The following is a 26918-nucleotide window of genomic DNA, read 5'->3' on the forward strand; positions in this document are numbered from 1 at the left end:
GCTGCAGCAACTGATGAAACGCGGTGTTATGATGTGACAAAGCCTGAATCCTTTGTGATTAAAGTGTTTGCTCGCACACTCATTTTACTCACATGGATTCAGGCTTTCTTATTTATCCCAAACTATGGGACAGCAGTGACCGATTGGTTGCCTTTTTATGATGGAAGTCTGCTTACTTCTTAGCGCGCTTACGCTCGTTCTCTTTCAGCAGTTTCTTACGCAGACGGATGTTGTTAGGCGTTACTTCTACCAACTCGTCGTCTTCGATGAAGTCCAGTGCCTGCTCCAGGGTGAAGCGTACCGGTGGTGTCAACTGGATGTTCTCGTCAGAGCCGGACGCACGAACGTTGGTCAGCTGCTTACCCTTGGTTGGGTTCACGGCCAGATCGTTGTTACGGCTGTGAATACCCAGGATCATGCCTTCGTACACTTCGATGTTCGGATCGATCGCCAGACGGCCACGGTCCTGCAGGTTCCACAGGGCGTAACCCAGGGCCTTACCGGTGACCATGGATACCAGTACACCGTTGATACGGCTTACCACGTCACCTTCCTTCACAGGACCGTAGTGGTCGAAGATGGAGGTCATGATGCCGGTACCGGAGGTCATGGTCAGGAACAGGGAGCGGAAACCGATCAGACCACGGGATGGGATCATGAAGGTCAGGCGTACGCGGCCTTTACCGTCCACTTCCATGTTGGTCATGTCGCCCTTACGTTTACCCAGCTCTTCGATCACAGAACCCTGGTGCTCGTCTTCCACGTCGATCATCACCAGCTCGTACGGCTCCTGAATCTCGCCGTCGATCTCTTTCTGGATTACTTCCGGACGGGATACACCCAGCTCGAAACCTTCACGACGCATGGTTTCGATCAGTACGGACAGGTGCAGTTCACCACGGCCGGATACTTTGAATTTCTCTGGGGTTTCGCCATCTTCAACGCGCAGTGCCACGTTGTGGATCAGTTCACGCTCCAGACGGTCTTTGATGTTACGGCTGGTGATGAACTTACCGTCCTGGCCTGCAAACGGAGAATCGTTTACCTGGAAGGTCATGGAAACGGTTGGCTCGTCTACGCTCAGAGCCGGCAGCGCTTCAACGTTGTCTGGATGACAGATGGTGTCGGAGATGTTCAGCGCATCGATACCGGTGATACAGATGATGTCACCCGCAGTTGCGGTGTCGACTTCGACACGCTCCAGACCGTGGTAACCCATGATCTTCAGTACGCGGCCGGAACGGACCTTACCTTCGCGGTCGATCACTTTTACCGGGGTGTTGGTGCTTACGCTGCCACGGGTCACACGGCCAACACCGATAACGCCAACGTAGCTGTTGTAGTCCAGCGCGGAGATCTGCATCTGCAGCGGTCCGTCTACGTCGACTTTTGGTGCTTCTACGTGCTCAACGATCGCTTCGAACAGTGGCGTCATGTCTTCTGCCATCTCTTCTGGATCGTTACCGGCGATACCGTTCAGGGCGGATGCGTATACAACCGGGAAGTCCAGCTGTTCGTCGGTAGCGCCCAGGCTGTCGAACAGGTCGAATACCTGATCCATTACCCAGTCAGGACGTGCGCCAGGACGGTCGATCTTGTTGATTACAACGATCGGACGCAGACCCTGGTCAAACGCTTTCTGCGTTACGAAGCGGGTCTGAGGCATTGGGCCGTCTACGGCATCAACCAGCAGGCAGACGCAGTCAACCATGGACAGTACACGCTCTACTTCGCCACCGAAGTCCGCGTGCCCAGGAGTGTCCACAATGTTAATGCGGTAGTCGTTCCATTTGATGGCGGTGTTTTTCGCCAGAATGGTGATGCCGCGCTCTTTCTCCTGGTCGTTGGAGTCCATGATGCGCTCGGTGCCCTCGTCGCGGCGACCCAGGGTGCCGGACTGAGAAAGCAGCCCATCGACCAGGGTGGTTTTACCGTGGTCAACGTGAGCGATGATTGCGATGTTACGCAAGTTGTCGATGTTAGAAGACATGTTAACTATTCAACCGGATAATGGAGTGGAATCAGTACACAGGTGTGCCTGTCATAAAAACGAACCCGGCACTGCCAAGCAGTACCGGGTGTATATTTTGCGCGCATTATACATGGATTGTGATGACAGAACCTTATATCCGTGGTGTGAATGATAATTTCCTGATCACTTTCTGAGCGACAGCTTTTGACGCAGATAAACAAAACCCGATATCGACGCTGCAAAAGAGAGCACTTTAAAAAAGGTTGGAGTATGATGTTTCCGCTACTACAAAGCGGATGTGTATGACAAATCCAGTGTTTTGCACCAAGTTGGTGCGTCATGATTGGTCCTTGCATTATATTGGTGCAAAAAAGGGCGGAGCGCTGGTTAGCAATGTCCCAAAAATAAGCACTTACGAGCGATTTCAGTGCTGGCACGCTACTTGCTAAGTGTAATGGCAAGTAACGAACATAAGCTCAGCACTGCATACTGCGAGTCTGGCAAATTCTAATAGTGGAGAAAGCCAAATGTCAGAGAAGACTCTGAATCTGATCAAAGAAAGCGAAGCGAAGTGGGTTGACCTGCGTTTCACCGATTCTCACGGTAAAGAGCAGCACGTAACCATCCCAGTTTCCGACATGGGTGACGACTTCTTCGAAGAAGGTAAAATGTTTGATGGTTCTTCCATCTCCGGTTGGAAAGGCATCAACGACTCCGACATGATCCTGATGCCTGAAGACAGCGCATCCGTACTGGATCCATTCTCTGAAGCAACCACTGTTATCGTACGTTGTAACATCGTTGAGCCTGCGACTGGTCAGGGCTACGAGCGTGACCCACGTTCCGTTGCTAAGCGCGCGGAAGAGTACCTGAAGTCTACCGGTATCGCTGACACCGCTATGTTTGGTCCAGAGCCAGAGTTCTTCGTATTCGACGAAGTTAAATGGCACGCTGATATTTCCGGTTGCGGTTACACCATCGCATCTGAAGAAGCTTCTTGGGCGTCTAGCCACAACATCGAAGGCGGTAACATCGGTCACCGTCCACGTGTTAAAGGCGGTTACTTCCCAGTACCACCAATCGATTCCCTGCACGACCTGCGTGCCGCTATGTGTGACGCGATGGAAGCGATGGATCTGACTGTAGAAGTACACCACCACGAAGTAGCAACTGCTGGTCAGTGTGAGATCGGTGTTGGTCCTAACACTCTGACTAACAAAGCAGACGAAGTACAGGTACTGAAGTACTGCGTACACAACGTTGCTCACGCATACGGCAAAACTGCTACCTTCATGCCTAAGCCGCTGGTAGGCGACAACGGTTCCGGTATGCACGTTCACATGTCCCTGTCTAAAGACGGTGTGAACCTGTTCTCTGGTGACGCTTACGCGGGTATGTCTGAAACTGCTCTGTACTACATCGGCGGTATCATCAAGCACGCTAAAGCACTGAACGCGCTGACCAACTCCTCTACTAACGCTTACAAGCGTCTGGTACCAGGTTTCGAAGCACCAGTAATGCTGGCGTACTCTGCACGTAACCGTTCTGCTTCCATCCGTATCCCATACGTGACTAACCCGAAAGCACGTCGTGTAGAAGCACGTTTCCCTGACCCATCCGCTAACCCATACCTGTGCTTCGCAGCACTGATGATGGCGGGTCTGGACGGTATCGAGAACAAGATCCACCCTGGCGACGCTGCTGATAAAGACCTGTACGACCTGCCAGCTGAAGAAGCTGCAGAGATCCCACAGGTAGCGGCTTCCCTGGAAGAAGCTCTGAACGCTCTGGAAGAAGACCGTGACTTCCTGACCAAAGGTGGCGTATTCACTGACGACATGCTGGACGCATTCATCGCGCTGAAGCGTGAAGAAGTTGAGAAAGTGAACATGACTACTCACCCAGTAGAATTCGACCTGTACTACTCTGTATAAGGTCTCGCTACTGAGCAAAGAAAGCCTCCTTCGGGAGGCTTTTTTTTGGCCTGAAGAAAGCGAATTCCCCGATCTGTGACTCCAACTAAGTGTGGTGGGCAGTTTGAGGGTGGTTGTGACAGGTCAGGATTGATGGTGATTGCAGTGCAATTTCGGGGCAGGATTATTTTGATGCACTAAAATGGTGCAATAGATATGGGCGAGTTTAAAGGGCTTGCGGTAGCGTGCTATCCAAAAGGGCCTGGAATGTGCGCAGATTGGGCGGTTTTTGCCCCGTTTGCCTGTTTGTGGCCCATATGGCGTGAAAAGCATAAAGCTGGTTTGGTTTTTGCATTTTCATAAATAACAGAGAACGGGACGCCGCAGCGGACCGGAGTGAGAGAGGCTCAATACCGATGCTGGTTAGCGAGATGTACAAAAAGATACTGGAGAACCTGGGGACAGCCGTGGTGCTGCTCGATGGTCAGCTGTATATCCAGTACATGAACCCGGCGGCTGAGATGCTATTGGCGGCCAGCGTGCGTCAGCTGCGTCGTCGGGATCTCGGTGACTGGTTTGGTATCGAGCAGTCGCAGATTGATGGTTTACATGAATCGTTGCGGAGCGGCCACCCGTTTACCCGCCGTGAAGCTAAGCTGCGTAACCTCTCCGAGCAGATCCTTACGGTCGACTACACGGTTAACCCATTGCCGATGACCGGTGAAAACTGGTTGTTGCTGGAGATTGAGGCCCGTGACCGCCTGATCCGCATCGAACGTGAAGAGGAGCTGCTGACCCGCCATGCCACTGCGCAGATGCTGGTGCGTGGTCTGGCACACGAAATCAAGAACCCACTGGGTGGCTTGCGCGGTGCCGCGCAGCTACTGGAGCGGGAACTGGATGATATCTCCCTGCACGACTATACCCAGGTAATCATCGAAGAGGCGGATCGCCTGCGCAACCTGGTCGACCGGATGCTGGGGCCGCGTAAATTGCCGGATATTGCGGATGTGAATATCCACGCCATCCTGGAGCGGGTGTGCAGTCTGGTGGCAGCCGAGAGTGGCGGCAGTGTGGAGCTGGTCCGCGATTACGACCCGAGTATCCCAGAGTTCCGTGGTGATGCAGAGCAGCTGATCCAGGCGATCCTGAACATCGTGCGCAACAGTATGCAGGCTCTGCAGAGCAGCAATACCGAACAGCCAACCATCCGTTTGCAGACCCGCACCTTGCGCCAGATTACCCTGGGTACCGAGAAGCACCGCCTGGTATGCAGCGTGCGCATTGAGGACAACGGTCCGGGTATTCCGGAGGAACTGCTGAGCCAGATCTTCTACCCGATGGTCAGCGGTCGTGCGGATGGCTCAGGTTTGGGACTGTCGATCGCCCAGTCGATCATCAATCAGCATCACGGTCTGATCGAATGCGAGACCCGTCCCGGCCGAACCCTATTTGAACTATTTATCCCTTTGGAGCTGAACCATGAGTCTGTCAGGTAGTGTTTGGGTCGTTGATGACGACCGCTCAATTCGTTGGGTACTGGAAAAAGCGCTGTCCGCAGAAGGTATCAACAACACCGTATTCGACAGTGCTGATGTGTTGATTCAGGCGCTGGAACGCCAGAAGCCGGATGCCATCATCAGTGATATTCGCATGCCGGGCACCGATGGCCTCGCATTGCTGGATCATATCCAGGCGCGTTATCCACAGATCCCGATCATCATCATGACTGCGCACTCTGATCTGGATTCTGCTGTCGCTTCCTATCAGGGCGGGGCGTTTGAGTACCTGCCTAAGCCGTTTGACGTGGATGAGGCGATCGCCCTGGTGAAGCGTGCCCTGGAGCATGCCATCGAGCAGCAGAAGCAGGTCGAGGAACAGACCTCTGAGCCGGAAACCGAGATCATCGGTGAAGCACCGGCAATGCAGGAGGTGTTCCGCGCGATCGGGCGTTTGTCCCAGTCCAATATCACTGTGCTGATCAACGGTGAGTCGGGTACCGGTAAAGAGCTGGTGGCCCATGCGCTGCATACCCACAGCCCACGCCGTGATGCGCCGTTTATCCCGCTCAACATGGCGGCGATCCCCCATGACCTGATCGAGTCGGAACTGTTTGGTCACGAGAAAGGTGCCTTCACCGGTGCGGCGGCTGCACGCCGTGGCCGCTTCGAGCAGGCCGATGGCGGTACGTTGTTCCTGGACGAGATCGGTGATATGCCGGCTGACGCCCAGACCCGTCTCTTGCGTGTGTTGGCAGACAGCGAATTCTACCGTGTGGGTGGTCACACCCCGGTGAAGGTGGACGTACGTATTATCGCTGCAACCCACCAGAACCTGGAAAAGCTGGTACAGGAAGGGCGTTTCCGTGAGGACTTGTTCCACCGCCTTAACGTGATCCGTATCCATCTGCCAACGCTGTCTGAGCGCCGGGAAGACATTCCACGTCTGACCCGCCACTTCCTCAACAGCTCTGCCGAAGAGCTGGGGGTCGAACCGAAGATTCTCAGCGGCGAAGCGGAAACCTATATGTGTGGCCTGCCTTGGGCGGGTAACGTGCGTCAGCTGGAAAACACCTGTCGCTGGCTGACCGTGATGGCCTCCGGGCGTGAGGTGCTGGTCTCTGACCTGCCACCGGAACTGCTGGAAGCGGAAGCGGCGCAAACTACCACCGGTAACAACTGGCAGGGTGCTTTGCGCAACTGGGCTGATCAGCAGCTGTCACTGGGGCAGAGTGGTTTGCTGGATGAAGCGGTACCCGCGTTCGAGAAGATCATGATCGAAACCGCACTCAAACATACGGCGGGCCGTCGGCGTGATGCGGCCAACCTGCTGGGCTGGGGCCGTAACACCCTGACCCGTAAGATCAAAGAGCTGGATATGGATGTGGGCAACAACAGCGCCGATCCGGAATAAGCACCCGCTCAGCTCACTGGGGCTGTTGAACCACAGCAGCCCCTGCCTTACACTCCCGCCACACCTCTTTCTCTGCTATTACCGCGGGTATCGCCATGCTGCACGTCGTCCTGTTTGAACCTGAAATCCCACCCAACACCGGCAACATCATCCGCCTGTGTGCCAATACCGGTTTTCAACTGCATCTGGTGGAGCCGCTGGGGTTCGATTTTGACGACAAAAAGCTGCGCCGGGCGGGACTCGACTACCATGAGTTTGCGGCGGTGAAAGTGCACAAGGATCTGGATACGGCACTGGCGGTGATCCAGCCAAAGAACGTCTGGGCGCTGACCACCAAAGGCAGTCGCAACTACTGCGATGCGCAGTTCCAGCCGGGTGATGTGCTGTTGTTTGGACCGGAGACCCGCGGCTTACCGCCTGAGGTGCGTGATGCGCTGCCGCAGGAAACTCTGTTGCGTTTGCCGATGAAGGAAGAGAGTCGCAGCCTTAACCTGTCCAACGCCTGTGCCATCGTTGTGTACGAGGCTTGGCGTCAGCTCGGTTTTGAAGGGGGTAAGTAAGTAGTTGCTTACGCCGGGTATAAAGAAAGTTAGATAAGTGTCCAGTCGCTGAAGGTGGCGGCCTGGCCGCAGTAGTGGCCGTGGGAATCAGTCAGATTCCACACCACGGTTTTGCCCAGCTCAAAACGTTTGCCGGTTTTGCTGATGCGGATGCCCTGGTAGTCATCGATATAACCATCGCACTGCACCCGTTCCAACATCGCGGCGCGCACCTCACGCAGATCCGGTTCGGCCGAGTAACGCGAGGGCATACCGATAAACTCCTCCCACTCCAGTTCCCATAGCTGTTGCGCCGTCAGGTTGGCGTAGGTAAAGCGTGGATCGCTGCCACCGTCGTGGGCCAGCACCACGCAGGGTGCTTCATAGAGCGCTTGGGCTAATTCTTGCTCAGATGCGTGCTCGGACAATCCGGCTAATGGATACTGTAAACGTGCCTGGAAACTCCGGATAATGGTGTTGGAAAGTTGGATAATCGATTTGGTTTGCCAGGGCTGCATAGGGATCACGGAGTCCTTGTCATGATGAAGCTTCCACTGAGATACTACCGCTCTACATGAATAGAATGAACCTTAAATCATGAAGCAGGATGCTATAATCCTCACCCAGTTCGACCCTATAGCGTCGTCGCCAGGCTGCCTTGCGGCAGTTGATCACCTCGGCGGACGGATTCTCTTTCAGGCAGGTGTTTCCCAGCGCGTGAATATTCTGGCGCTGCAGCAACAGTTACTACCCTGTGTAGTGCTGGTGGATGGATTGCAACAACTGGCCGACTTCAAACAGGTTTCAGCAGACAGCATGATCAGTATCTTGCCGATGACGGCGGGCGAAGTTGATGCTGTGTTACAGGCCGGGGCTGCGGACAAACTGCTGCGAATGGCACGCGGAGAATCCGCCTAAGCAAACCGCAATTCGCTTTGATTGATTTAAGTTACAGGTAATAAAATGCGGGTGATCGTTTCCTTTCTCGCGATGTTGTTCGTCAGTGCATCGTTGCATGCAGCGCAGCCTGCTGCCGGTGCTGATGAAGTGGCCCAGATGTGTAAGAAGATCAGTGGCCGTCTGGCCAGCGTCTCTTACAAAGAGTGCTCCAATATTCATTTTTACCAGCCGCGTTTTTACTCCGCCAACAACCTGCCGATTCTGGAAGCGCACTATGCGGCCAAGACCGGCACCAAGAATCCGGTGCGTATTCTGTTTATCGGGGGCATTCACGGTGACGAGCTGTCCAGTGTCAGCGTGACCTTTAAGTGGCTGAACACCCTTAACAAACATCACAGCGGATCGTTCGACTGGCACTTTGTGCCGCTGGCCAATCCGGACGGGTTGATGCGTCGTCCGGCGACCCGTGTGAACGCAAACAACATCGACCTCAACCGCAACTTTATTCCGGCCGAGGCAGAGCTCACGCCGCTGGAGTATTGGCAGCAGCGGGCCAAGATGCGTAAGCGTTACTATCCGGGGCAAGCACCGCTGAGCGAACCGGAAAGTAAGATGATCCACAAGCTGATCGAGGAATACCGTCCGACCGTTATTGTGTCGGTACATGCGCCACACGGTATGCTGGACTTTGATGGCGACAAACAGCCACCACAGCGTCTGGGACCGCTCTACCTGCGCCACCTGGGTACTTATCCTGGGTCGCTGGGTAACTATGGCTGGTATGTAAAAAATATCCCGGTACTGACCATCGAGCTGCAGTACGCAGGCATCATGCCGTCACCGCAGGATATCAGTAAGATGTGGGTGGATCTGGTGCGTTGGGTGCGTTACAAAGCGAAGCCTAAGAATCAGATCGCCGAGGGTGGGGAGGAGCCGTAAGCCTTTTCCTCCAGGTATCCTGCAGATACAAAAAAGCCGGAGCAGTTGCTCCGGCTTTTTTAATGTTAAAACAGACGCTTAGTGTGCGTTGCCTTCTGCCTGTGCCTGCTGCTGTGCCAGCTGCTGAGCGTACAGGGCATCGAAGTTTACCGGTGCCAGCATCAGCGGAGGGAAGCTTGCTTTGGACGCCATGTTGTCGATCGCTTCACGTGCGTATGGGAACAGGATGTTCGGGCAGAACGCACCCAGGGTGTGGTGCAGTTCGCCTTCTTCCAGGCCAGCGATAGTGAAGATACCTGCCTGCTGGATCTCCGCCAGGAACGCAGTTTCGTTGTCGTTCTTCACCGTTACGGTCAGTGTCAGAACTACTTCGTACGCACCTTCACCCAGCTGCTGGGTGCGGGAGTTCATGTCCAGGTTAACTTCTGGCTGCCAAGGCTTGGTGAACACTTCTGGCGCATTTGGGGATTCCAGGGACGCGTCTTTCAGGTATACACGCTGTACTGCAAACTGCGGTGCCTGTGCTTCAGCCTGCTGGTTCTGTTCGTTCTCAGACATCGTAAGATCCTTTCAATAGAAGTTGTGTTATTCGGCGAGCAAGGCGTCGAGTTTACCCTGATGCTCTAACGCAAATAGGTCGTCGCAACCGCCCACATGGGTATCGCCGACAAAGATCTGCGGTACGGTGTGGCGTTGGGCGCGGGCCATCATCTCCTGACGGGCGCCAGCCTGGCGGTTTACGTCGATCTCAGTGTATTGCACACCCTTGTGATCCAGCAGCATTTTGGCACGGATGCAAAATGGGCAGATCGCAGTGGTGTAAATCAGTGTGTCTTTCATGGTTTATTTAACCACCGGCAGTGACTGACCCTTCCATTCGGTCATGCCACCAGACAGGCGCATTACATTGGTGAAACCTGCCGCCTTCAGTTTCTTGGTTGCCGCACCTGCAGTCTGGCCCAAGTTGCAGACAACAATGATCGGCTTCTCTTTGTATTTGTTCAGTTCGTCGATGCGACGCTCCAGCTCCGCCATCGGGATGTGACGTGCGCCGGTAATGCGGCCAGTATCCCACTCTTTCTTTGGACGGATATCCAGGATTACTGCGTCTTCTTTATTGATCATCTGGGTGGCGATGGCCGGTGTCACGGCTTTGCCTGCACGGCGGCTTTCGTTCCACAACAACATGGCCAGGGTCAGCACCCAGGCTGCAACCAGAAAGACATGGTTGCCAATAAACTCAATCACTTGTTCCATCATTTTTTCCGACTCGGAGGACCGCTTGGGTCTGGCGTTAAATCAAAGCCGGTAAGTATACAACGCGATCAAGACGGGTATAACCCGCATTTGTCATGAAGGCGCAGGTAATTATGTTTTAAAGAGAGGTAAGGCATAAGTTCGCGCAAAATATCAGAGGCTTACGCGACAAAACTTCATGTTGCTGATTGGGTATCTGAACATTCTGGCGTTGCATCTTGCTCCATTGGCCTTGAGCCTTGGAACCACCAAGGCCCAGCATCCAATAAAGCAACCTGCTTAGCCATAATGCCCAGATCTTCCAATCCCTTCATGCAAAGTGCGGGTTAAGGCGCATAATCAAAAACTCGACAATTGTCCGATCTTTTCTTTTATATACGCCTTTTTCATGGTGAGAGTCGTTCGCGTTCAGGCGGCGAAATGCGTAGAATAGCGGGCCATCTGAACTCATTTAATGGCGATAAAACAAGAACCGTTATGACGAACGCGCGCGCACCTAAAGCACTTATCATTCTGGATGGTTTCGGTATCGAATCGTCCGAGTCTTCCGCAATCGAAGCGGCGAACACTCCGGTATGGGACAACCTGCTGGCGACCAAGCCGGTATCCCGCATTGCTACCTCCGGTATGGCGGTGGGTCTGCCGGAAGGGCAGATGGGTAACTCCGAAGTGGGGCACATGAACATCGGCGCAGGCCGCACCGTGTACCAGAACTTCACCCGTATCTCCAAAGCGATTGATGACGGCGACTTCTTTGAAAACGAAGTGCTGATAGCTGCAATGGATAAAGCGATTGCGGCAGGTAAGGCGGTTCACCTGCTGGGTCTGCTCTCACCGGGTGGTGTGCACAGCCACGAAGAGCACATCCTGGCGCTGATCGATATGGCGGCCAAGCGTGGTGCCAAGGCGATCTACCTGCATGCGATTCTGGATGGCCGTGATATGCCACCACGTTCCGCCGAGCCATCCCTGCTGAAAGTGCAGGCCAAGTTCGAAGAGCTGGGCCTGGGGGGGATTGCTACCGTTGTGGGACGTTACTTCGCCATGGACCGCGACAACCGTTGGGACCGTGTCCAGCTGGCCTTTGATGCGATGACCCAGGGTAAAGCGCCGCAGACTGCACAGTCCGGTACCGAAGCGCTGGCTGCAGCATACGCGCGTGACGAAAACGATGAGTTCGTACAGGCAACCGTGATCACCGATGCATCCGGTGCACCACTGGCGAAAGTGGAAGACGGCGACACCCTGATCTGCGCCAACTTCCGTCCGGACCGTGCCCGCGAAATTACCCGCAGCTTTGTGGAAGGTGACGCGTTCGCCGGATTCGAACGTGCGGTTAAACCGGCACTGAGCCAATACGTGATGATGACCGAGTACGCGGCCGACATCGACACCGCGTGTGCATACCCGCCGCTGAAAATCAGCAACGACCTGGGTGAGTACCTGTCTGGCATGGGTAAAACCCAACTGCGTATCGCCGAAACCGAGAAGTATGCCCACGTGACCTTCTTCTTCAACGGCGGTCAGGAAGATGTATACCCAGGTGAAGAACGTATCCTGGTGCCAAGCCCAGACGTTGCAACCTACGACCTGCAGCCGGAAATGAGCGCACCGGAAGTGACCGAGAAGCTGGTGGAAGCGATCAAAAGTGGCAAGTTCGACCTGATCGTTTGCAACTTCGCCAACGGTGACATGGTGGGTCATACAGGTGTATTTGATGCCGCGGTGAAAGCGGTGGAAACCGTGGACGACAGCATCCGCCAGGTACTGGAAGCGATGGCTGAAGTGGGCGGCGAAACCCTGATCACCGCCGACCACGGTAACGTGGAGATGATGGTGGATCCGAAATCCGGTCAGCCTCACACCGCACACACCATCTGGCCGGTAGCGCTGGTATACGACGGTCCGCGTGCCGACGAGATCAAACTGGAAGACGGTGCTCTGTGTGACCTGGCGCCAACTCTGCTGGATCTGATGGCGCTGGAGCAGCCAGCGGAGATGACCGGCAAATCCCTGCTTGTTGCCAAGTAAGCGACAGGCCGGATCAGGATGGAGCCGTACTTGACCCGGCAAACAGGGGCAGGCTTGGTGCTGCGCGTTTTCGCCAGAGTCTGCCTGCCGCTGCTACTCCTCTTTTCCCTGACGTCTGTGGTGCATGCCGCAGACGGTCAGGCCTCCGAAGCCCAGATTCGCAAGCTGAAGAAAGATATTGCGAGTCTGCAGAAACAACTCTCCAAGAGTGAAGGCGAGGCCTCCAGCCTCAGCAGCCAGCTACGCAAAAGCGAGTTGGCGATCTCCCGCATCAGCAAACAGATCAGTGCCCTGGACAAGCAGCTTTCCCGCCTGGGGTCCCATGCCGGGTCTCTGGAGGGCAAACGTGACGCCCTGCGCAAGGAGCTGAACAAGCGTGCGGTGTCGATTAGTCAGCAGCTGCGTGAACAGTACAAGCTGGGGCAACAGCCCTGGTTACAGGTGCTGTTGATGCAAAAAGACCCGGAAGAGCTGTCGCGCATGATGCGCTACTTCGGTGTCATCAACAGCGAGCTGGCCGGTCAGATCAAAAGCTTCAAATCCCGTCTTGCCCAGCTGAACAATACGGAAACCGAGCTGTCCGACACAGAGCAGAAGATGGTGGTGAAACGCCGTCAGCTGAAACTGGAGAAAAACGACCTCGAGAAGAACCGCGCCCAGCGCGCTAAAACGCTGGCAGCGATTCGTGGTGAGATCAAATCGGATCAGCAGCGTCTGGCGCGTCTCAAGGCCAACCGTGAGCGCATGGAAAAAGTGCTGAAAGAGGTTCGGCGGGCGATCGACAAGGTCGCGCTGGATCGTGACGGCAAGGCGTTCCGCGAACTCAAAGGCAAACTGCCATGGCCGGTGAGCGGCAAGATCCGGCGCGGCTTTGGTAGCGTATCGGACAATATCCGTTATGATGGAGTCTGGATCGCTACCAAGGCGGGGCGGGATGTCAAAGCCGCCCACCACGGACGTGTGGTGTTTTCCGACTGGCTGCGTGGCCATGGTCTGGTGATGATTATCGACCACGGCGGAAACTATCTTTCCCTTTACGGCTACAATGAAACACTACAGCGTGATGTCGGGGATTGGGTCTCTGCCGGTGAAACCATCGCCACCGTTGGCGCCAGCGGCGGCCGCAGTGAACCGGGGCTCTATTTTGCGATCCGATATAAAGGAAAGGCGACCAACCCGAAACGCTGGCTGGCAAAACGATAGCCGCTTCCGGACGATAAGGAACAGAATATGAAATTGCGCAAGGCAGTGCAGACCGCACTGCGTTCACTGGTGTTGGCATCCCTCTGTGGTGTGGCGTTTAACGCAACCGCAGAAACCCCGGCCGCACCGCAGGAGCCCGCCAAGCAGCTGCCACTGGAAGAGTTGCGTCTCTTTGCCGAAGTATATGACCGCATCAAAAACGCCTACGTAGAACCGGTCGACGATGCCAAGCTGCTGCAGGATGCCGTACGTGGCATGCTCGCTGGCCTGGATCCCCACTCCAACTACATGGACGCCGAAGAGTTTGAAAGCCTGCAGGTACACACCAGCGGTGAGTTCGGTGGCCTGGGCATCGAAGTGGGGATGGAAGAACCCTACATCCGTGTGATCACGCCCATCGACGATACCCCGGCGCAACGTGCCGGGGTGAAAGCGGGTGACCTGATCACGCAGCTGGACGACAAACCCGTTGCCAGCATGACGCTGGAGGAAGCGATCAACCTGATGCGAGGTGAGCCGGGCGAGCCGATCACCCTGACCATCCTGCGTGAGGGCCGTGATGCGCCCCTGCAGATCAAGGTGGTGCGTGACATCATCCACGTGGCCAGCGTGAAAAGCCGTCTATTGGAGCCGGGTTACGGTTACCTGCGTATCACCCAGTTCCAGGTAAATACCGGTAAGGAACTGATCCGCCAGCTGGAGAAACTGCGCGAAGAGGGTGAGCTAAACGGCATGGTGCTGGACCTGCGTAACAACCCGGGTGGTGTACTGCAGGCCGCAGTGGACGTGAGTAACGCGTTCCTGTCCGAAGGTACCATCGTATATACCGAAGGTCGTCTGCCGAACTCTGACCAGTTGTTTGAAGCCAACGGCCAGACCGTGGCGGCGGACCTGCCGCTGGTGGTGTTGATCAACGGCGGTTCCGCGTCCGCCTCCGAAATCGTGGCCGGGGCGCTGCAGGATCAGAAACGTGCCGTGATCATGGGCACCGACAGCTTTGGTAAGGGCTCGGTGCAGACCATCCTGCCGCTGGCCAAGGACCGTGCGATCAAGCTGACCACCGCCCGTTACTTCACCCCGAACGGTCGCTCCATCCAGGCACAAGGTATCGAACCGGATATCGAAGTGGCGAATGCCGAGCTGAAACCGCTGGATAGCGGGGTTGGTCACCTGAAAGAGAAGGACCTGAGTGGCCACCTGGAAAACGGTCAGAACAGTGAGGGCGAAGCCGCTGCCAGCCGGGTGCAGGATAAAGCCTTGCTGCGCGAAGACTTCCAGCTGTTTGAGGCCCTGAGCCTGCTCAAAGCACTGTCGATCGTGAAGTTACAGGATAAGTAAATTTGATCTCACTAAGGACGCTGGGCCTGCGGCTCAGCTTTTTGCTGTGGATAACAGCGTTTTCCGGGCTCCTGCAGGCGGAAGAGTCCGACTTCGAACCACGGATGGTGCTGATCATTGATGATATGGGTTACAACCTGCGAAAAGGTGAGGCCGCCCTGGCCCTGCCCGGCGCTGTAACCTACTCAATCCTGCCGTTTACCCCCTATGCCAAGCGTTTCGCCAATGCAGCCCATGACAGTGGGCGTGAAGTGATGCTGCACGTGCCGATGGCCAACACCCGTGCCAAGGAGCTGGGACCGGGTGCACTTACGGCGGATATGCAGCGCGAAGCGCTCCAGGCGGGCCTGAACAAGGCATTGGATGCAACGCCGCATGTCAGTGGCGTAAACAACCATATGGGCAGCCTGCTGACCAGCATGGAGCAGCCGATGAACTGGGTAATGGAAACTCTGAAGGCGCGGGATCTCTACTTTATCGACAGCCTGACCACGGTAAAAACCGTGGGCTGGAAGAAGGCGCGGGAAGCTCAGGTGCCGTACCTGAAACGCCACGTCTTTCTGGATCACCAGATCGATGAGACGTTTATCGATGGCCAGTTCAAGCGTGCGCTGGATGTTGCGGAGAAATTTGGTTTTGTGGTGGTGATCGGACACCCCTACCCGGAAACCTCCGCGTATCTGGCCAAGACTTTGCCTACCCTGGGCGAGAAAGGCATCCGCCTGGTGCCGGCGTCGGCCATCGTGAATCCCGACGTTAAGCGTCAGCTGACCCGCTATGCCCAGAACCGCATTGAATTGGCGGCTGCAGCGCAACTTTCGTCAAAACAGCCGCCTTCAGAACAGCAGGGCGAGGCCGTCACCGATTAGCTTGATCCCCACCATTACGGTCAGGGTCTCAAAGGCCCGCTTGACCAGCTTGTTGCCACGGCTGATCGCTAGATGGGCGCCGGTATAGGATCCGATGATGGCCCCCACCAACAACGCCGGCAGCCAATCCCACTGGGGTGGTTGCTGTAGCGCCACGGTCACCGCGCCGGATGAGTTCCAGAACAGTCCCACCAGAATCAGCACATAGGTGACGGCACGTTTGTAGTCGAAACCAAACCAGAACACCAACCACAGGGTCACAAACAGACCGGTACCCGAGGTCAGCGAGCCGTTGAGGAAACCGATCAGGAACAACACCGCGCCACCGATAATCAGGCCTTTGCCCTCCCGATTGCGTGGTTCGTACGTCATACCCAGCTGTTTCTTGCTAAACGAGTAGATCCCGAGGCCTGCGGTGAGTATGCCCAGCGCCAGGATGGTCCAGGCTTCCGGCAGTTGCAGGATGACGTAGGCCCCCAGCACAACGCCCGGCAGGCCCCAGGCGAGGATATACCCGCAGAAACGGTAATCCAGCGAGCCTTCGCGCAGGTGACGCAGGGTCGCGCCGATACCGAGTGCGACACTGGCGATTTTGTGGGTCGCCAACGCCACCGGAAAACTCAGCCCCAGAAACAGCAGTACCGGCAGTTGTAGCAACCCGGCGCCCCCACCCGCCATCGCCGAGAGGCCGTTGGCAAAGAGGGAGAGGGTGAATAGCAGCAGCTGGTCCAGTATCAGGTCCATGGCGTGGTCAGTCCGTCAGAGTGGTCTTGGAGGTGGTAATACAGATACGGGAGGCAGAGGCCTCCCGTATTGGATCGAGCAGGGTGGTTAACCTGCTGGGCGGAATACCGCAGCGGCCAGGCGTGGCCACTGGTCGTCCCACTGCTCGGTAGGGCTACGCTTGAACTCGCTGCGCACAAACTGGCGGATACGGCCTTCTGCCGCGGCCATCAGTAGGTTGGCGCTGGCGCCCGGGGTGATCTGCGTACGCAGGCCTTCGCGGGCTTCCGCTTCGCGCAGAACCTGCTTGATCTGGGTTTCCAGCCGTTCGAAGAACTGGTTAACACGGGTGCGCAGGCGATCGGTTTCGCCGGACAGGGCGTCACCGGTCAGGATGCGGGCCATGCCCGGATTCTTCTGGACGAAAGCCAGCAGCAGTGTGAGGATCTGCTCACACTGACGGATGCCGTCGACGTCCGATTTGGTAATCATGCTCACGCGGGTGAAGACGGTGTCTTCGATAAAGCCGATCAGGCCTTCAAACATGCGTGCCTTGCTTGGAAAGTGGCGGTACAAAGCAGCTTCCGATACGCCAACCTCTTTGGCCAGCGCAGCGGTAGTGATGCGGGCACCCGGATTTACTTCCAGCATCTGGGCCAGGGCCTGCAGGATCTGCTCGTAACGGGATACTCTCTGTTTCTCTTGTGCGGTCATTCCCGGTCCTTACTACGAACGGTTGGTAATCAGCGTACCCACACCTTCATCGGTGAAGATCTCAAGCAGGCAGGAGTGTGCCACACGACCGTCGATGATGTGAGAACTGGTTACGCCGGATTTTACCGCACCCAGGGCGCAGTCGATCTTCGGCAGCATGCCGCCGTAGATGGTGCCGTCTTCGATCAGCTCGTCCACCTGCTTGGTGGTCAGGCCGGTCAGTACGTTGCCGTCCTTATCCAGCAGACCGGCGATGTTGGTCAGCAGGATCAGCTTTTCAGCCTGCAGCACCTCAGCAACCTTACCGGCTACCAGGTCAGCATTGATGTTGTAGGAGTCGCCGTTTTCGTCCACACCGATCGGTGCAATCACCGGGATGATGTCGGACTGGGCCAGCATATCCAGCACCTTCACGTTCACCTGGGCTACTTCGCCCACGTGACCGATATCGATGATCTCCGGTGCTTCCATCTCTGGGGTCTTGTGCTTCACTTTCAGCTTGCGGGCGCGCAGCAGCTGGCCGTCTTTACCGGTCAGGCCGATGGCGCTGCCGCCGTTGGCGTTGATCAGGCCCACGATCTCTTTGTTCACCATACCGCCCAATACCATCTCCACCACGTCCATGGTTTTGGAGTCGGTGACCCGCATGCCGTTGATGAAGTGGGATTCGATACTCAGCTTGTCCAGCAGATCGCCGATCTGTGGGCCACCACCGTGAACCACGATCGGATTGATGCCGATTAGCTTCATCATCACGATGTCACGGGCGAAGCTGTTCTTCAGTTTTTCGTCGGTCATGGCGTTGCCGCCGTACTTGATCACGATGGTCTTACCGACAAAACGCTGGATGTATGGCATCGCTTCGCTGAGAACCTCAGCGGTGGTCATGGCTTCTTTACGATTAAGAGGCATTTTTTATTGTCCTTCTGTACGCAGAAGCGCCCGACACCTCAGGGTATCGGGCGCTTGGGATCAAACTCACTCCTGAGGGATGGTCAGGGACGCATCAACCTGTGACAGGCGCTGTTGGAACTGGTCGCGAATACGCTCCAGGGCGGTTTCTGATTCTGCTTCAAAACGCAGCACCAGAACCGGTGTGGTGTTGGATGCGCGGATCAGGCCCCAGCCGTCCGGGTAGTCCACACGTACACCGTCGATACGGTTGGCGTTGCCACCTTCGAACTCCAGGGCCTGCAGCCCTTCGATGATGCTGAATTTGCCTTCGTCGGTGACATCGATGTTCAGCTCCGGAGTACTCACGTCTTCCGGGTAGGCGTCAAACAGGGCGTCGGCATCTTCTTCACGGTTGGCGAGGATCTCCAGCAGACGCACGGCACTGTACAGGCCGTCGTCGAAACCGAACCAGCGCTCTTTGAAGAAGATATGGCCGCTCATTTCACCGGCCAGCAGAGCACCGGTCTCTTTCATCTTGCCCTTGATCAGGGAGTGGCCGGTTTTCCACATGGTCGCCTTGCCGCCCGCGTCGCGAATCACGTTGGCCAGCAGACGGGAGCATTTCACATCGAAGATTATCTCTGCGCCCGGGTTACGGCTCAGGATATCTTCGGCAAACAGCATCATCACGCGATCCGGGTAGATGATCTTGCCCTGTGGGGTGATCACACCCACACGGTCACCGTCACCGTCAAAGGCCAGACCCAGGTCGGCACCAATCTCTTTTACCTTGGCAATCGCATCGACCAGGTTCTTTGGCTTGCCCGGATCCGGGTGGTGGTTCGGGAAGGTACCGTCCACGTCGCAGTACAGCGGCGTGACGTCGCAGCCCAGCTTCTCGATCAGGCCCGGTGCGATGTCGCCCGGGATGCCGTTACCGCAGTCCACAACCACTTTCAGTGGGCGTGCCAGTTTCACGTCGGACAGTACGCGCTCCAGGTACTGTGGGCGTACATCCTGCTCGCGCACGCTGCCTTCACCTTCGGAGTAATCTTTTTCGATGATGCGGCGCTTCAGTTCCTGGATGTCGTCACCGGACAGGGTGTGGCCGTTGATCATCATCTTGAAGCCGTTGTAGTCACTTGGGTTGTGACTGCCAGTGATCATTACACCGGTGCACTGCTCGTCGTGATTCGCTGCGAAGTAGAGCAGTGGGGTTGGTACGTAGCCGTTGTCGATCACGTTGCAACCACCGTCAGTCAGGCCCTGGCTCAGCAGGCCTTTCAGGTGGGGGCTGGACAGACGACCGTCGGCCGCCACGTTAACGGTGTTGATGCTCTGGCTCAGTGCCTCGGCCGCGAAGGCTCGGCCCAGGTGGTACACGGTATCGTCGGTCAGCGCGGTGCCTACAATGCCGCGAATGTCGTAGGCACGAAAGATGGTCTGATCGAGATCCTTAAGTTCGTAACGCATGGTGCAATGTCCTTTTGAAAAATGATTAATGGCGACCCGAGGAGCCAAAGCCGCCTTCACCGCGGTGGCTGTCAGTAAATTCGTCTACAACTTCAAATTCGGCCTGGACCACAGGGACCAGGACCAGCTGGGCAATCCGTTCGCCCGGCGTAACTTCAAATGTGGTGTGACCGCGGTTCCAGCAGGAGACAAACAGCTGTCCCTGATAGTCGGAATCGATCAGGCCCACCAGATTGCCCAGCACGATGCCGTGTTTGTGACCCAGGCCGGAACGCGGCAGGATCATTGCGCACAGGTTTGGGTCTTCGATATGGATCGAGAGGCCGGTTGGGATCAGCTCGGTTTGACCCGGTTCCAGAGTCAGGGTCTCATCCAGGCAGGCGCGCAGGTCGAGGCCTGCTGAACCCGGCGTGGCGTACTCCGGCAGCGGAAACTCGGTGCCGATGCGGGGATCGAGCAGTTTAACTTGTAGTTTCTTCATGGCCTGGTAATCAGCGTACTTTGTGATAAGACTGGGCGATATGCTCGATCAGCTGGCCTGCCAGCTGGCGTTTGGAGGCCTGCGGCAGTTCCAGCTCGGCATCGGCGGTCACCAGGGTGACGGCGTTTTCGTCGCTGTTGAAACCGATATCGCTGCGGGATACGTCGTTGGCCACGATCATATCCAGGTTCTTGCGCTCCAGTTTGCCGCGGGCGTAGGTCAGCACGTCCTGGGTCTCGGCCGCAAAACCAACGGTGAACGGTTTGTTTTGCTGAGAGGCTACGGTTGCTACAACATCCGGGTTTTTCACCAGGTGCAGCTCCATGATCTCCTCGTTACCCTTCTTGATCTTGTGCTCGGCGATCGCCGTTGGGCGGTAGTCGGCCACAGCAGCGGAGGCGATAAAGATATCGCACTGCTCCAGACCATTGAGGGAGGCGGCCAGCATATCTTCAGCCGACTGTACGGAGACCCGTTCGACACGATCAGGGGGCGCCAGGTTGACCGGACCACTGATCAGTTTCACCTTGGCGCCAGCGTCGATTGCGGCTTCCGCCAGGGCGTAACCCATCTTGCCGGAGCTGTGGTTGGAGATATAACGCACCGGATCCAGCGGTTCGCGGGTCGGGCCTGCGGTGATAAATACAGTCTTACCGGTCAGCAGTCCACGCTCGAACTGGTTCGCGGCCAGCTCGGCCAGTTCAACCGGCTCCATCATGCGACCCGGACCGGTATCGCCACAGGCCTGTTCGCCGCTCGCCGGACCGAACAGCTTCACGCCACGGGCTTCCAGCTTCTTGGCGTTTGCCTGGGTGGTATCGTCACGCCACATCGCCTGGTTCATGGCCGGTGCCAGGCAGATCGGCGCATCGGTGGCCAGGCACAGGGTGGTCAGCAGGTCGTTGCCCTGACCGGCCGCCATACGAGCCATAAAGTCGGCACTTGCTGGAGCAATCAACACCAGGTCGGCCCACTTGGCCAATTCGATGTGGCCCATGCCCGCTTCCGCTTCGGTATCCAGCAGGTGCAGATGCACCGGATTGCCAGACAGCGCTTGCAGGGTCAGTGGGGTAATAAATTCGGTCGCTGCCTGGGTCATCACTACCCGAACATCAGCACCGGCACCCTTCAATAAGCGGGTCAGTTCAGCGCTCTTATAGGCGGCAATTCCGCCGGTAATACCTAAAACAATCTGTCGGTTAGTAAGTCTCTGCATACCGTGCAACCACGATCAACTGTGAATTCTGTAAAGAGCGTGTAAGATACCATTTCAGCGTAAGGTTGCGTAGGGCAGGAAGCCTATAAATACGTAGCAGGCGGTGTCCATCGGGTCGCAATGACCGGTATCAAATCTGTTTGGGCACAGTCTCCCTCAAGACCATGACAAGGAGGTGAATATGGCAATTCGTGACTGGCCGGAAGGTGAACGGCCCCGTGAAAAATTACTCAATCTGGGCGCCCAAGCCCTGTCGGATGCCGAACTACTGGCGATCTTTCTGCGAACCGGTGTGGCCGGGAAAAGTGCTGTCGATCTGGCGCGGGAGCTGCTGACCACCTTTGGTGGCCTGCGTCCGCTATTGGAGAGTGGTGCGGATGATTTCTGTGCCGCCCATGGTTTGGGACCGGCCAAATACGTGCAGCTGCAGGCGGTGCTGGAGATGGGGCGTCGCCATCTGGCCGCCTCCCTGGAGAGGGATTCTGCGCTGGAGAGCCCCGATGCGGTGCGCGCTTATCTCTCTTCCCGTCTTCGCCACGAAGCGCGTGAGGTCTTTGCGTGTCTTTTTCTCGATAACCGCCACCGGGTAATCCGTTTTGAACCGATGTTCTTTGGCACCATCGATGCCGCATCCGTCTATCCGCGCGAGGTGGTGCGGCGGGCGTTGGAGAACAATGCTGCGGCACTGATCCTGGCCCATAATCATCCCTCAGGTGTAGCGGAGCCCAGTCGCGCCGACAAGCAGATCACCGACCGGTTGGTGCAGGCGCTGGGGCTGGTAGACATTCGGGTACTGGATCATATGGTGGTGGGGGATGCCGAAGTGGTGTCGTTTGCCGAACGTGGACTGATCTGAGGATAGCTTGATGCCGTGCAACGTAACCTTCCGTTAGCGATGTAAAGTTTGGTTAAAACAGAGTTATTTAAGCGCCCGCTGATATATAACTATGCTGAACTATATCTTCTTGCTATCTCTTTCGGCCGCTGGTGATTGGATCCGACGATGAAAAAACTGCTGCAAAAACCCATTATCCTGCTGATTGTTCTGGCCCTGGGCATTGGTCTCACGGTCATGATGGTGAAGAACAAACCTCCGGTGCAGCACAACAACACTCAGATGAAACCCCGCACGGTGGAGGTGATCCCGGTTGAGTCGCTGCCGTTCCGGGCCCGCGTGAGTGCCTACGGTAATGTGGAGCCCGCCATCAGCCTGCAGAGCAAAGCGGAGTTGAATGGCAAGATCACCTACCTGCACCCGGAGCTGAAGCAGGGCGGCAGTATTGCGGCCGGTACCGTAGTGGTGCGGATCGAGGCGGATGACTTCCTGGTCTCCCTCAAGCAGAGTGAAGCAGATCTCCAGTCCAGCGAGTCGGCACTGAAACAGATTCAGGAGGAGCAGCGCACCACGGCCCGCTCGCTGAAGCTGGCACAGGAAAATCTGCGGGTGGGCGAGAAGGAGCTGGCCCGTGTGCAGGATATCTGGAACAAACGCCTGATCGCCCGCTCCACTCTGGATGCTGAAGAACAGAAGGTGATCCAGTTGCGTCAGTCGGTGAGTGACCTGCAGGGGCAGATGAACACCTACGCCAGCCGCATCGCTGCCGAAAAAGCCAAGATCACCCGTGCCGAGGAGCAGGTTAAAGGCCAGCAGACCACACTGGGCCGCACCGAGATCACCATGCCGTTTGATGCCCGTATCGGTGATGTGCCGGTGGAGCAGGGCGAGTTTGTCACTGCCGGAGCCCTGCTGTTTGAAGCGCTCAACCTGGATGGCGTAGAAATCAACGCCCAGGTGCCGGTGCGTCAGATGCGTGGTCTGGTGGCGCCGCTGGGCACCCGGGAGGTCAATCTGGATGTCACCAACCTGTCCAACGTCCTGAAGGCGATGCAGTTACAGGCCGAGGTGACGCTGGTGGGGGATCCACAACAAGCGCGCTGGCAGGCGGAAGTGCAACGTTTGTCCGAATCGATCGATCCCCAGCGCCGTACCCTCGGGATTGTGGTGGCTGTGGATAAACCCTACGAAAAAGTGATTCCAGGTGTGCGCCCGCCGCTGATCAAGGGAATGTTCACCCAGGTTGAGATCTACACCCCACCCCGTGACGCCCTGGTGATCCCGTATAAAGCGTTGCATCAGGGGCGCGTGTATCTGGTAGATGCCGAAGGCAATCTGGAGATCCGTCCGGTTGAGGTGGCGCTGCTGCAGGGTGAACTGGCGGTGATCAAACATGGCCTCAGCGGTGGCGAGCAGTTGATCGTGAATGACCTGATCCCGGTCATTCCGGGCATGCCTCTGACTGCACAGGTGGATGAAGAGCTACAGCAAGATCTGCGTGAGCAGGCCGCCGGGGCCCGTTTGCAGGCTTCCCCGGCTGAAGGAGCGGTGGCGCAATGATCCGCTATTTCGCAGCACACCCAACCGCCGCCAATATCCTGATGGTGGTGATACTGCTATTGGGCGCGGTGGCGTTGCCGTCGCTGAACAAAGAGACCTTCCCGGAAGTGAAGCAGAACAAGGTGCAGGTGACCGTGCCGTACCCGGGCGCTAGCCCGTCCGAAGTGGAGGAGGGGATCTGCAACCGCCTGGAGGATGCTACCGACGGTATCAGCTTCCTGGAAGAGCAGGCCTGTGAGGCCCGTGATGGCCAGGGTACCCTGACCCTGGATATGCAGGAGCAGGGCGACATCAAGCAGTTCCTGGACGACGTCAATGCGGCCGTGGACGGCATTACCGAGTTTCCGGATAACGTGGAAAAGGCGGTGGTGAAAGAGCTGGGCCGTACCGAAGCGGTGCTGAGCGTGGCAATCACCGCCGACCTGACCCAGCCCGAGCTGAAAGCGCTGGCCGAGTACTACCGTAACCGCCTGCTGACCTTGCCGGAAGTGCCAATCGTCACCGTCAGTGGTTTCTCTGATCACGAACTCAGTGTGCTGCTGAAACCCGAGGTGTTGCGCCAGTACAACCTCAGCGTGCAGGACGTAGCCGACCTGATCAGTGCACAGGCGCTGGATCTGCCGGCCGGTGTGCTGGATGCCAGCGCGGGTTCCTACCAGGTCCGCTTTGAGAACGAGCGCCGCACCATCCGCGAGTTGGAAGAGTTGATCATCCTCAACAGCGAAAAGGGTGGTCAGCTACGTCTGGGGGATATCGCCCGCATCGAGGATAACTTCTCCGACGAGGAGAAACGCACCGAGCTGAACGGCCATCCGGCGGCACTGATTCAGGTGAGCAAGAATAAAACCGACGATACGCTGACCGTCTTCAACGCAGTGAAAGACTTCGTGGACCAGGAGAACGCCCGCCTGCCGGAGACAACCCGCCTGGTGATTACCCAGGATGCGGCATCCATCGTCAAGGACCGACTCAACCTGCTGCTCAACAACGGCTGGCAGGGATTGCTGCTGGCGACCTTTGCTCTGTTTATGTTCTTTGCCTGGCGTTACACCTTCTGGGTGGCGATGGGACTGCCGATCTCCTTCCTCGGTGGCCTGGTGGTGATGAGCACCTTTGGTATCAGCATCAATATGATCTCCATGGTGGCGCTGTTGATGGCGATTGGCATCCTGATGGATGACGCGATTGTACTGTCGGAGAGTATCGAGAGCGAATTCCGCAAGGGTAAAGACGCCCTGAATGCGGCGATCGACGGGGTGAAAAAGGTGGCGCGTGGGGTATTCTCCTCCTTTGTCACCTCTGCCATCCTGTTTGGCAGCCTGTTGTTCCTGAAAGGTGATATGGGCCAGATCCTCGGCGTACTGCCCGTGGTGCTGCTGGCGGTGCTGACGGTCAGCCTGGTGGAGGCCTTTCTGATCCTGCCGCACCACCTCAAACACTCCCTGGAGCACCGTGCCCAGGAGCAGAAGCCTGCATGGCGTGACAAATTTGAACGCGGCTTTGAGCACCTGCGTGAGCGTGTCGGGTGCCTTGCCGATCTGGCAATTGCCTACCGTTATCTGGTGGTGGGCCTGGCGCTGGTGATGTTTGTTTTCTCGGTGGGCCTGATGGCTGCCGGGGTGGTGAAGTTTAAGGGCTTCCCGGATATCGAGGGCAACCGTCTGGAAGCGCGAGTGCTGATGCCGCAGGGCACACCGTTTGCCCGCACCGAAACCGTGGTCAGCGAACTGCTGGCCAGCCTCGACAATTCCCTTGCCCAGCTGCCGCCGGAACCACAGGGGGAGCTGGTGAAAAACGTCCAGGTCTCCTTCAGTCAGAATGCCGATGCCAATGAAGAGGGTGGCCATCTGGCCACTATCAGCCTCGACTTGCTTGATGCGGAGAAGCGCCAGACCTCGCTGGTGGAGCTGATGCGTCTGTGGCGGGAAACCTCGCCGTTATTCCCGGATGCGGTATCGATCCAGTTCAAGGAACCACAGTTTGGCCCGGCCGGACAGGCGATCTCAATCCGCCTGCAGGGCGATGATCTGCAGCAACTGTCCCGTGCCAGCTGGGAGTTGCAAACCTGGCTCAAGGGTTATGACGGTGTCTCCAACATCATGGACGACCTGCGACCGGGTAAACCGCAGTTAAACGTGCGTCTGCTGCCGGGTGCGCTGGATTCGGGTATCGATGCACGTGATCTGGCGAACCAGCTGCGGGCTGCCTATCAGGGCGTGAAGGTCAGCGATATTTATCAGGGCCGTGACGCCTACGAAGTGACGGTAAAGCTGGACAGTAGCGAAGAACAGGCCCTGAGCGACTTTGAAAACCTGGTGCTGTTTAACAAGTCAGGTCTGGATATCCCCCTGAGTGCAGTGGCGGCGGTACAGGAGGAGCGTGAGTTCTCCCGTATCCAGCGCATCAACCATCAGCGCACGGTGACTATCTCCGGTGATGTGGACTCGGAGATCGCCAATACCAGCGAAATCATCAGTGATACCCGTAACCGCTTCCTGACGACCTTGCAGCAACGTTATCCGGAGCTGACCTTCAGCCTGGAAGGTGAGGTGAAAAACAACCAGGAGACCAGCGGTTCGGTGCTGACCGGTTTTGTGCTGGGCATCGCCGGCGTGTTCTTGCTGCTCAGTTTGCAGTTCCGTAACTACAAGGAACCGCTGATTGTCCTGCTGAATATTCCGCTGGCGCTGATCGGGGTGATCTGGGGCCATATGCTAATGGGGCTCAACCTGAGCCTGCCGAGTATGATCGGTTTTGTCTCCCTGGCTGGGGTGGTGGTGAACGACTCAATCCTGTTGGTGGAGTTTGTGAAGATCCGCTCCCGCGAGGGGCTGAGCCTGCATGATGCAGCCGGTCAGGCGGTACGTGATCGCTTCCGCGCCATCTTCCTCACCTCGGTGACTACCGTGGCGGGCATGTTGCCGCTGCTGTCGGAAACCAGTTTGCAGGCGCAGGTGTTGGTACCGCTGGTGGCCAGCGTGGTGTTTGGCATGATCACCTCCACCCTGCTGTTATTGCTGGTATTGCCGGCGGCCTACGCCATCCTAGAAGACTTTGGTTTTACCGAGATCGATGAGTCCGATACGGATGAACCGGATGTGGATAATACACCGGGACTGACCACCGCCTGAAACGGTGGTCAGCGGCT

At 56.8% G+C, this 26918-nt stretch carries 25 protein-coding genes; 14 read left to right on the plus strand and 11 right to left on the minus strand.

Annotated elements, in window-relative coordinates:
• A partial coding sequence (locus ACEQ15_RS12510) for a hypothetical protein (protein ID WP_370279527.1) occupies window positions 1–183 on the plus strand: 183 nt, incomplete at its 5' end.
• Here the strand turns inward: ACEQ15_RS12510 and typA are convergent.
• Window positions 173–1990, minus strand: coding sequence for a translational GTPase TypA (typA, locus tag ACEQ15_RS12515; protein ID WP_370279528.1), 1818 nt, complete (start codon window positions 1988–1990; stop codon window positions 173–175). The genes ACEQ15_RS12510 and typA overlap by 11 nt on opposite strands.
• A 509-nt stretch (window positions 1991–2499) precedes the next feature.
• On the opposite strand from typA, the gene glnA reads away from it, so the two are divergent.
• The 4 genes from glnA to trmL all read left to right on the plus strand — a co-directional run bounded on the left by glnA (window position 2500) and on the right by trmL (window position 7358).
• Complete coding sequence (gene glnA / locus ACEQ15_RS12520) at window positions 2500–3906, plus strand: glutamate--ammonia ligase (protein ID WP_370279529.1); 1407 nt, start codon at window positions 2500–2502, stop codon at window positions 3904–3906.
• Window positions 3907–4316: 410 nt separating this feature from the next.
• Window positions 4317–5384: a nitrogen regulation protein NR(II) gene (gene glnL, locus ACEQ15_RS12525; RefSeq protein ID WP_370279530.1), complete on the plus strand. Its 1068-nt coding sequence runs from the start codon at window positions 4317–4319 to the stop codon at window positions 5382–5384.
• Entirely contained in the window at window positions 5368–6798 is a 1431-nt protein-coding gene (glnG, locus tag ACEQ15_RS12530; protein WP_370279531.1) for a nitrogen regulation protein NR(I), read from the plus strand. The genes glnL and glnG overlap by 17 nt, the downstream gene beginning before the upstream one ends.
• Before the next feature lie 95 nt (window positions 6799–6893).
• Window positions 6894–7358, plus strand: coding sequence for a tRNA (uridine(34)/cytosine(34)/5-carboxymethylaminomethyluridine(34)-2'-O)-methyltransferase TrmL (gene trmL, locus ACEQ15_RS12535; protein WP_370279532.1), 465 nt, complete (start codon window positions 6894–6896; stop codon window positions 7356–7358).
• 29 nt (window positions 7359–7387) lie between these two features.
• Here the strand turns inward: trmL and ACEQ15_RS12540 are convergent, their stop codons facing one another.
• On the minus strand, window positions 7388–7855 hold the full coding sequence (locus ACEQ15_RS12540; protein ID WP_370279533.1) for an MEKHLA domain-containing protein: 468 nt from the start codon (window positions 7853–7855) through the stop codon (window positions 7388–7390).
• A gap of 79 nt (window positions 7856–7934) precedes the next feature.
• On the opposite strand from ACEQ15_RS12540, the gene ACEQ15_RS12545 reads away from it, so the two are divergent.
• The gene (locus ACEQ15_RS12545; protein ID WP_370279534.1) at window positions 7935–8255 is read left to right on the plus strand and encodes a hypothetical protein; all 321 of its coding nucleotides are present in this window, start codon (window positions 7935–7937) and stop codon (window positions 8253–8255) included.
• Window positions 8256–8300: 45 nt separating this feature from the next.
• Window positions 8301–9176 carry a M14 family zinc carboxypeptidase gene (locus ACEQ15_RS12550; protein WP_370279535.1) on the plus strand — a complete coding sequence of 292 codons (876 nt, stop codon included), beginning with the start codon at window positions 8301–8303 and terminating at the stop codon, window positions 9174–9176.
• Between the two features lie 78 nt (window positions 9177–9254).
• On the opposite strand, the gene secB is transcribed toward ACEQ15_RS12550, so the two are convergent.
• From secB to ACEQ15_RS12565, 3 genes are read right to left on the minus strand one after another with little or no spacing between them, the layout of a single operon-like run.
• Entirely contained in the window at window positions 9255–9734 is a 480-nt protein-coding gene (gene secB / locus ACEQ15_RS12555; RefSeq protein ID WP_370279536.1) for a protein-export chaperone SecB, read from the minus strand.
• Between the two features lie 27 nt (window positions 9735–9761).
• Complete coding sequence (grxC, locus tag ACEQ15_RS12560) at window positions 9762–10016, minus strand: glutaredoxin 3 (RefSeq protein WP_370279537.1); 255 nt, start codon at window positions 10014–10016, stop codon at window positions 9762–9764.
• A 3-nt stretch (window positions 10017–10019) separates the two neighbouring features.
• A complete protein-coding gene (locus tag ACEQ15_RS12565) occupies window positions 10020–10433 on the minus strand; it encodes a rhodanese-like domain-containing protein (RefSeq protein ID WP_370279538.1) in 414 nt (137 codons plus the stop codon).
• 477 nt (window positions 10434–10910) lie between these two features.
• On the opposite strand from ACEQ15_RS12565, the gene gpmI reads away from it, so the two are divergent.
• The 4 genes from gpmI to ACEQ15_RS12585 are packed head-to-tail and all read left to right on the plus strand — an operon-like array spanning window position 10911 to window position 15874.
• Window positions 10911–12464, plus strand: a complete 1554-nt coding sequence (gene gpmI, locus ACEQ15_RS12570) for a 2,3-bisphosphoglycerate-independent phosphoglycerate mutase (RefSeq protein WP_370279539.1) — start codon at window positions 10911–10913, stop codon at window positions 12462–12464.
• A 30-nt stretch (window positions 12465–12494) separates the two neighbouring features.
• On the plus strand, window positions 12495–13667 hold the full coding sequence (locus ACEQ15_RS12575) for a murein hydrolase activator EnvC (protein WP_370279540.1): 1173 nt from the start codon (window positions 12495–12497) through the stop codon (window positions 13665–13667).
• 27 nt (window positions 13668–13694) lie between these two features.
• Window positions 13695–15005: a S41 family peptidase gene (locus tag ACEQ15_RS12580; RefSeq protein WP_370279541.1), complete on the plus strand. Its 1311-nt coding sequence runs from the start codon at window positions 13695–13697 to the stop codon at window positions 15003–15005.
• Between the two features lie 2 nt (window positions 15006–15007).
• Window positions 15008–15874 (plus strand): divergent polysaccharide deacetylase family protein, encoded by an 867-nt coding sequence (locus ACEQ15_RS12585; protein WP_370279542.1) that lies wholly within the window; start codon window positions 15008–15010, stop codon window positions 15872–15874.
• Here the strand turns inward: ACEQ15_RS12585 and ACEQ15_RS12590 are convergent.
• The 6 genes from ACEQ15_RS12590 to coaBC all read right to left on the minus strand — a co-directional run bounded on the left by ACEQ15_RS12590 (window position 15842) and on the right by coaBC (window position 21375).
• Complete coding sequence (locus ACEQ15_RS12590; RefSeq protein ID WP_370279543.1) at window positions 15842–16618, minus strand: sulfite exporter TauE/SafE family protein; 777 nt, start codon at window positions 16616–16618, stop codon at window positions 15842–15844. The two genes, ACEQ15_RS12585 and ACEQ15_RS12590, sit on opposite strands and share 33 nt — an antisense overlap.
• A gap of 87 nt (window positions 16619–16705) precedes the next feature.
• Entirely contained in the window at window positions 16706–17311 is a 606-nt protein-coding gene (gene slmA / locus ACEQ15_RS12595) for a nucleoid occlusion factor SlmA (protein ID WP_370279544.1), read from the minus strand.
• Window positions 17312–17323: 12 nt separating this feature from the next.
• On the minus strand, window positions 17324–18223 hold the full coding sequence (gene argB / locus ACEQ15_RS12600) for an acetylglutamate kinase (RefSeq protein ID WP_370279545.1): 900 nt from the start codon (window positions 18221–18223) through the stop codon (window positions 17324–17326).
• Window positions 18224–18289: 66 nt separating this feature from the next.
• Window positions 18290–19678 (minus strand): phosphomannomutase/phosphoglucomutase, encoded by a 1389-nt coding sequence (locus ACEQ15_RS12605; protein WP_370279546.1) that lies wholly within the window; start codon window positions 19676–19678, stop codon window positions 18290–18292.
• Between the two features lie 25 nt (window positions 19679–19703).
• Window positions 19704–20159 carry a dUTP diphosphatase gene (gene dut / locus ACEQ15_RS12610; RefSeq protein WP_370279547.1) on the minus strand — a complete coding sequence of 152 codons (456 nt, stop codon included), beginning with the start codon at window positions 20157–20159 and terminating at the stop codon, window positions 19704–19706.
• Window positions 20160–20169: 10 nt separating this feature from the next.
• Window positions 20170–21375 (minus strand): bifunctional phosphopantothenoylcysteine decarboxylase/phosphopantothenate--cysteine ligase CoaBC, encoded by a 1206-nt coding sequence (gene coaBC, locus ACEQ15_RS12615; RefSeq protein ID WP_370279548.1) that lies wholly within the window; start codon window positions 21373–21375, stop codon window positions 20170–20172.
• Window positions 21376–21556: 181 nt separating this feature from the next.
• On the opposite strand from coaBC, the gene radC reads away from it, so the two are divergent.
• The 3 genes from radC to ACEQ15_RS12630 all read left to right on the plus strand — a co-directional run bounded on the left by radC (window position 21557) and on the right by ACEQ15_RS12630 (window position 26901).
• Window positions 21557–22231: a DNA repair protein RadC gene (gene radC / locus ACEQ15_RS12620; RefSeq protein WP_370279549.1), complete on the plus strand. Its 675-nt coding sequence runs from the start codon at window positions 21557–21559 to the stop codon at window positions 22229–22231.
• Window positions 22232–22378: 147 nt separating this feature from the next.
• Window positions 22379–23770 carry an efflux RND transporter periplasmic adaptor subunit gene (locus tag ACEQ15_RS12625; protein WP_370279550.1) on the plus strand — a complete coding sequence of 464 codons (1392 nt, stop codon included), beginning with the start codon at window positions 22379–22381 and terminating at the stop codon, window positions 23768–23770.
• Entirely contained in the window at window positions 23767–26901 is a 3135-nt protein-coding gene (locus ACEQ15_RS12630) for an efflux RND transporter permease subunit (RefSeq protein WP_370279551.1), read from the plus strand. Before ACEQ15_RS12625 ends, ACEQ15_RS12630 begins: the two co-directional genes overlap by 4 nt.
• Window positions 26902–26918: the final 17 nt, after the last annotated feature.

Origin of the sequence: Pontibacterium sp. (assembly GCF_964228735.1) — a bacterium.
GTDB lineage: Bacteria > Pseudomonadota > Gammaproteobacteria > Pseudomonadales > Balneatricaceae > Pontibacterium.

Coding starts and splice junctions, on each gene's coding strand:
- typA (WP_370279528.1), bottom strand. CDS start 1,990: ATGTCTTCTAACATCGACAACTTGCGTAACATCGCAATCATCGCTCAC.
- glnA (WP_370279529.1), top strand. CDS start 2,500: ATGTCAGAGAAGACTCTGAATCTGATCAAAGAAAGCGAAGCGAAGTGG.
- glnL (WP_370279530.1), top strand. CDS start 4,317: ATGTACAAAAAGATACTGGAGAACCTGGGGACAGCCGTGGTGCTGCTC.
- glnG (WP_370279531.1), top strand. CDS start 5,368: ATGAGTCTGTCAGGTAGTGTTTGGGTCGTTGATGACGACCGCTCAATT.
- trmL (WP_370279532.1), top strand. CDS start 6,894: ATGCTGCACGTCGTCCTGTTTGAACCTGAAATCCCACCCAACACCGGC.
- ACEQ15_RS12540 (WP_370279533.1), bottom strand. CDS start 7,855: ATGCAGCCCTGGCAAACCAAATCGATTATCCAACTTTCCAACACCATT.
- ACEQ15_RS12545 (WP_370279534.1), top strand. CDS start 7,935: ATGAAGCAGGATGCTATAATCCTCACCCAGTTCGACCCTATAGCGTCG.
- ACEQ15_RS12550 (WP_370279535.1), top strand. CDS start 8,301: ATGCGGGTGATCGTTTCCTTTCTCGCGATGTTGTTCGTCAGTGCATCG.
- secB (WP_370279536.1), bottom strand. CDS start 9,734: ATGTCTGAGAACGAACAGAACCAGCAGGCTGAAGCACAGGCACCGCAG.
- grxC (WP_370279537.1), bottom strand. CDS start 10,016: ATGAAAGACACACTGATTTACACCACTGCGATCTGCCCATTTTGCATC.
- ACEQ15_RS12565 (WP_370279538.1), bottom strand. CDS start 10,433: ATGGAACAAGTGATTGAGTTTATTGGCAACCATGTCTTTCTGGTTGCA.
- gpmI (WP_370279539.1), top strand. CDS start 10,911: ATGACGAACGCGCGCGCACCTAAAGCACTTATCATTCTGGATGGTTTC.
- ACEQ15_RS12580 (WP_370279541.1), top strand. CDS start 13,695: ATGAAATTGCGCAAGGCAGTGCAGACCGCACTGCGTTCACTGGTGTTG.
- ACEQ15_RS12590 (WP_370279543.1), bottom strand. CDS start 16,618: ATGGACCTGATACTGGACCAGCTGCTGCTATTCACCCTCTCCCTCTTT.
- slmA (WP_370279544.1), bottom strand. CDS start 17,311: ATGACCGCACAAGAGAAACAGAGAGTATCCCGTTACGAGCAGATCCTG.
- argB (WP_370279545.1), bottom strand. CDS start 18,223: ATGCCTCTTAATCGTAAAGAAGCCATGACCACCGCTGAGGTTCTCAGC.
- ACEQ15_RS12605 (WP_370279546.1), bottom strand. CDS start 19,678: ATGCGTTACGAACTTAAGGATCTCGATCAGACCATCTTTCGTGCCTAC.
- dut (WP_370279547.1), bottom strand. CDS start 20,159: ATGAAGAAACTACAAGTTAAACTGCTCGATCCCCGCATCGGCACCGAG.
- coaBC (WP_370279548.1), bottom strand. CDS start 21,375: ATGCAGAGACTTACTAACCGACAGATTGTTTTAGGTATTACCGGCGGA.
- radC (WP_370279549.1), top strand. CDS start 21,557: ATGGCAATTCGTGACTGGCCGGAAGGTGAACGGCCCCGTGAAAAATTA.
- ACEQ15_RS12625 (WP_370279550.1), top strand. CDS start 22,379: ATGAAAAAACTGCTGCAAAAACCCATTATCCTGCTGATTGTTCTGGCC.
- ACEQ15_RS12630 (WP_370279551.1), top strand. CDS start 23,767: ATGATCCGCTATTTCGCAGCACACCCAACCGCCGCCAATATCCTGATG.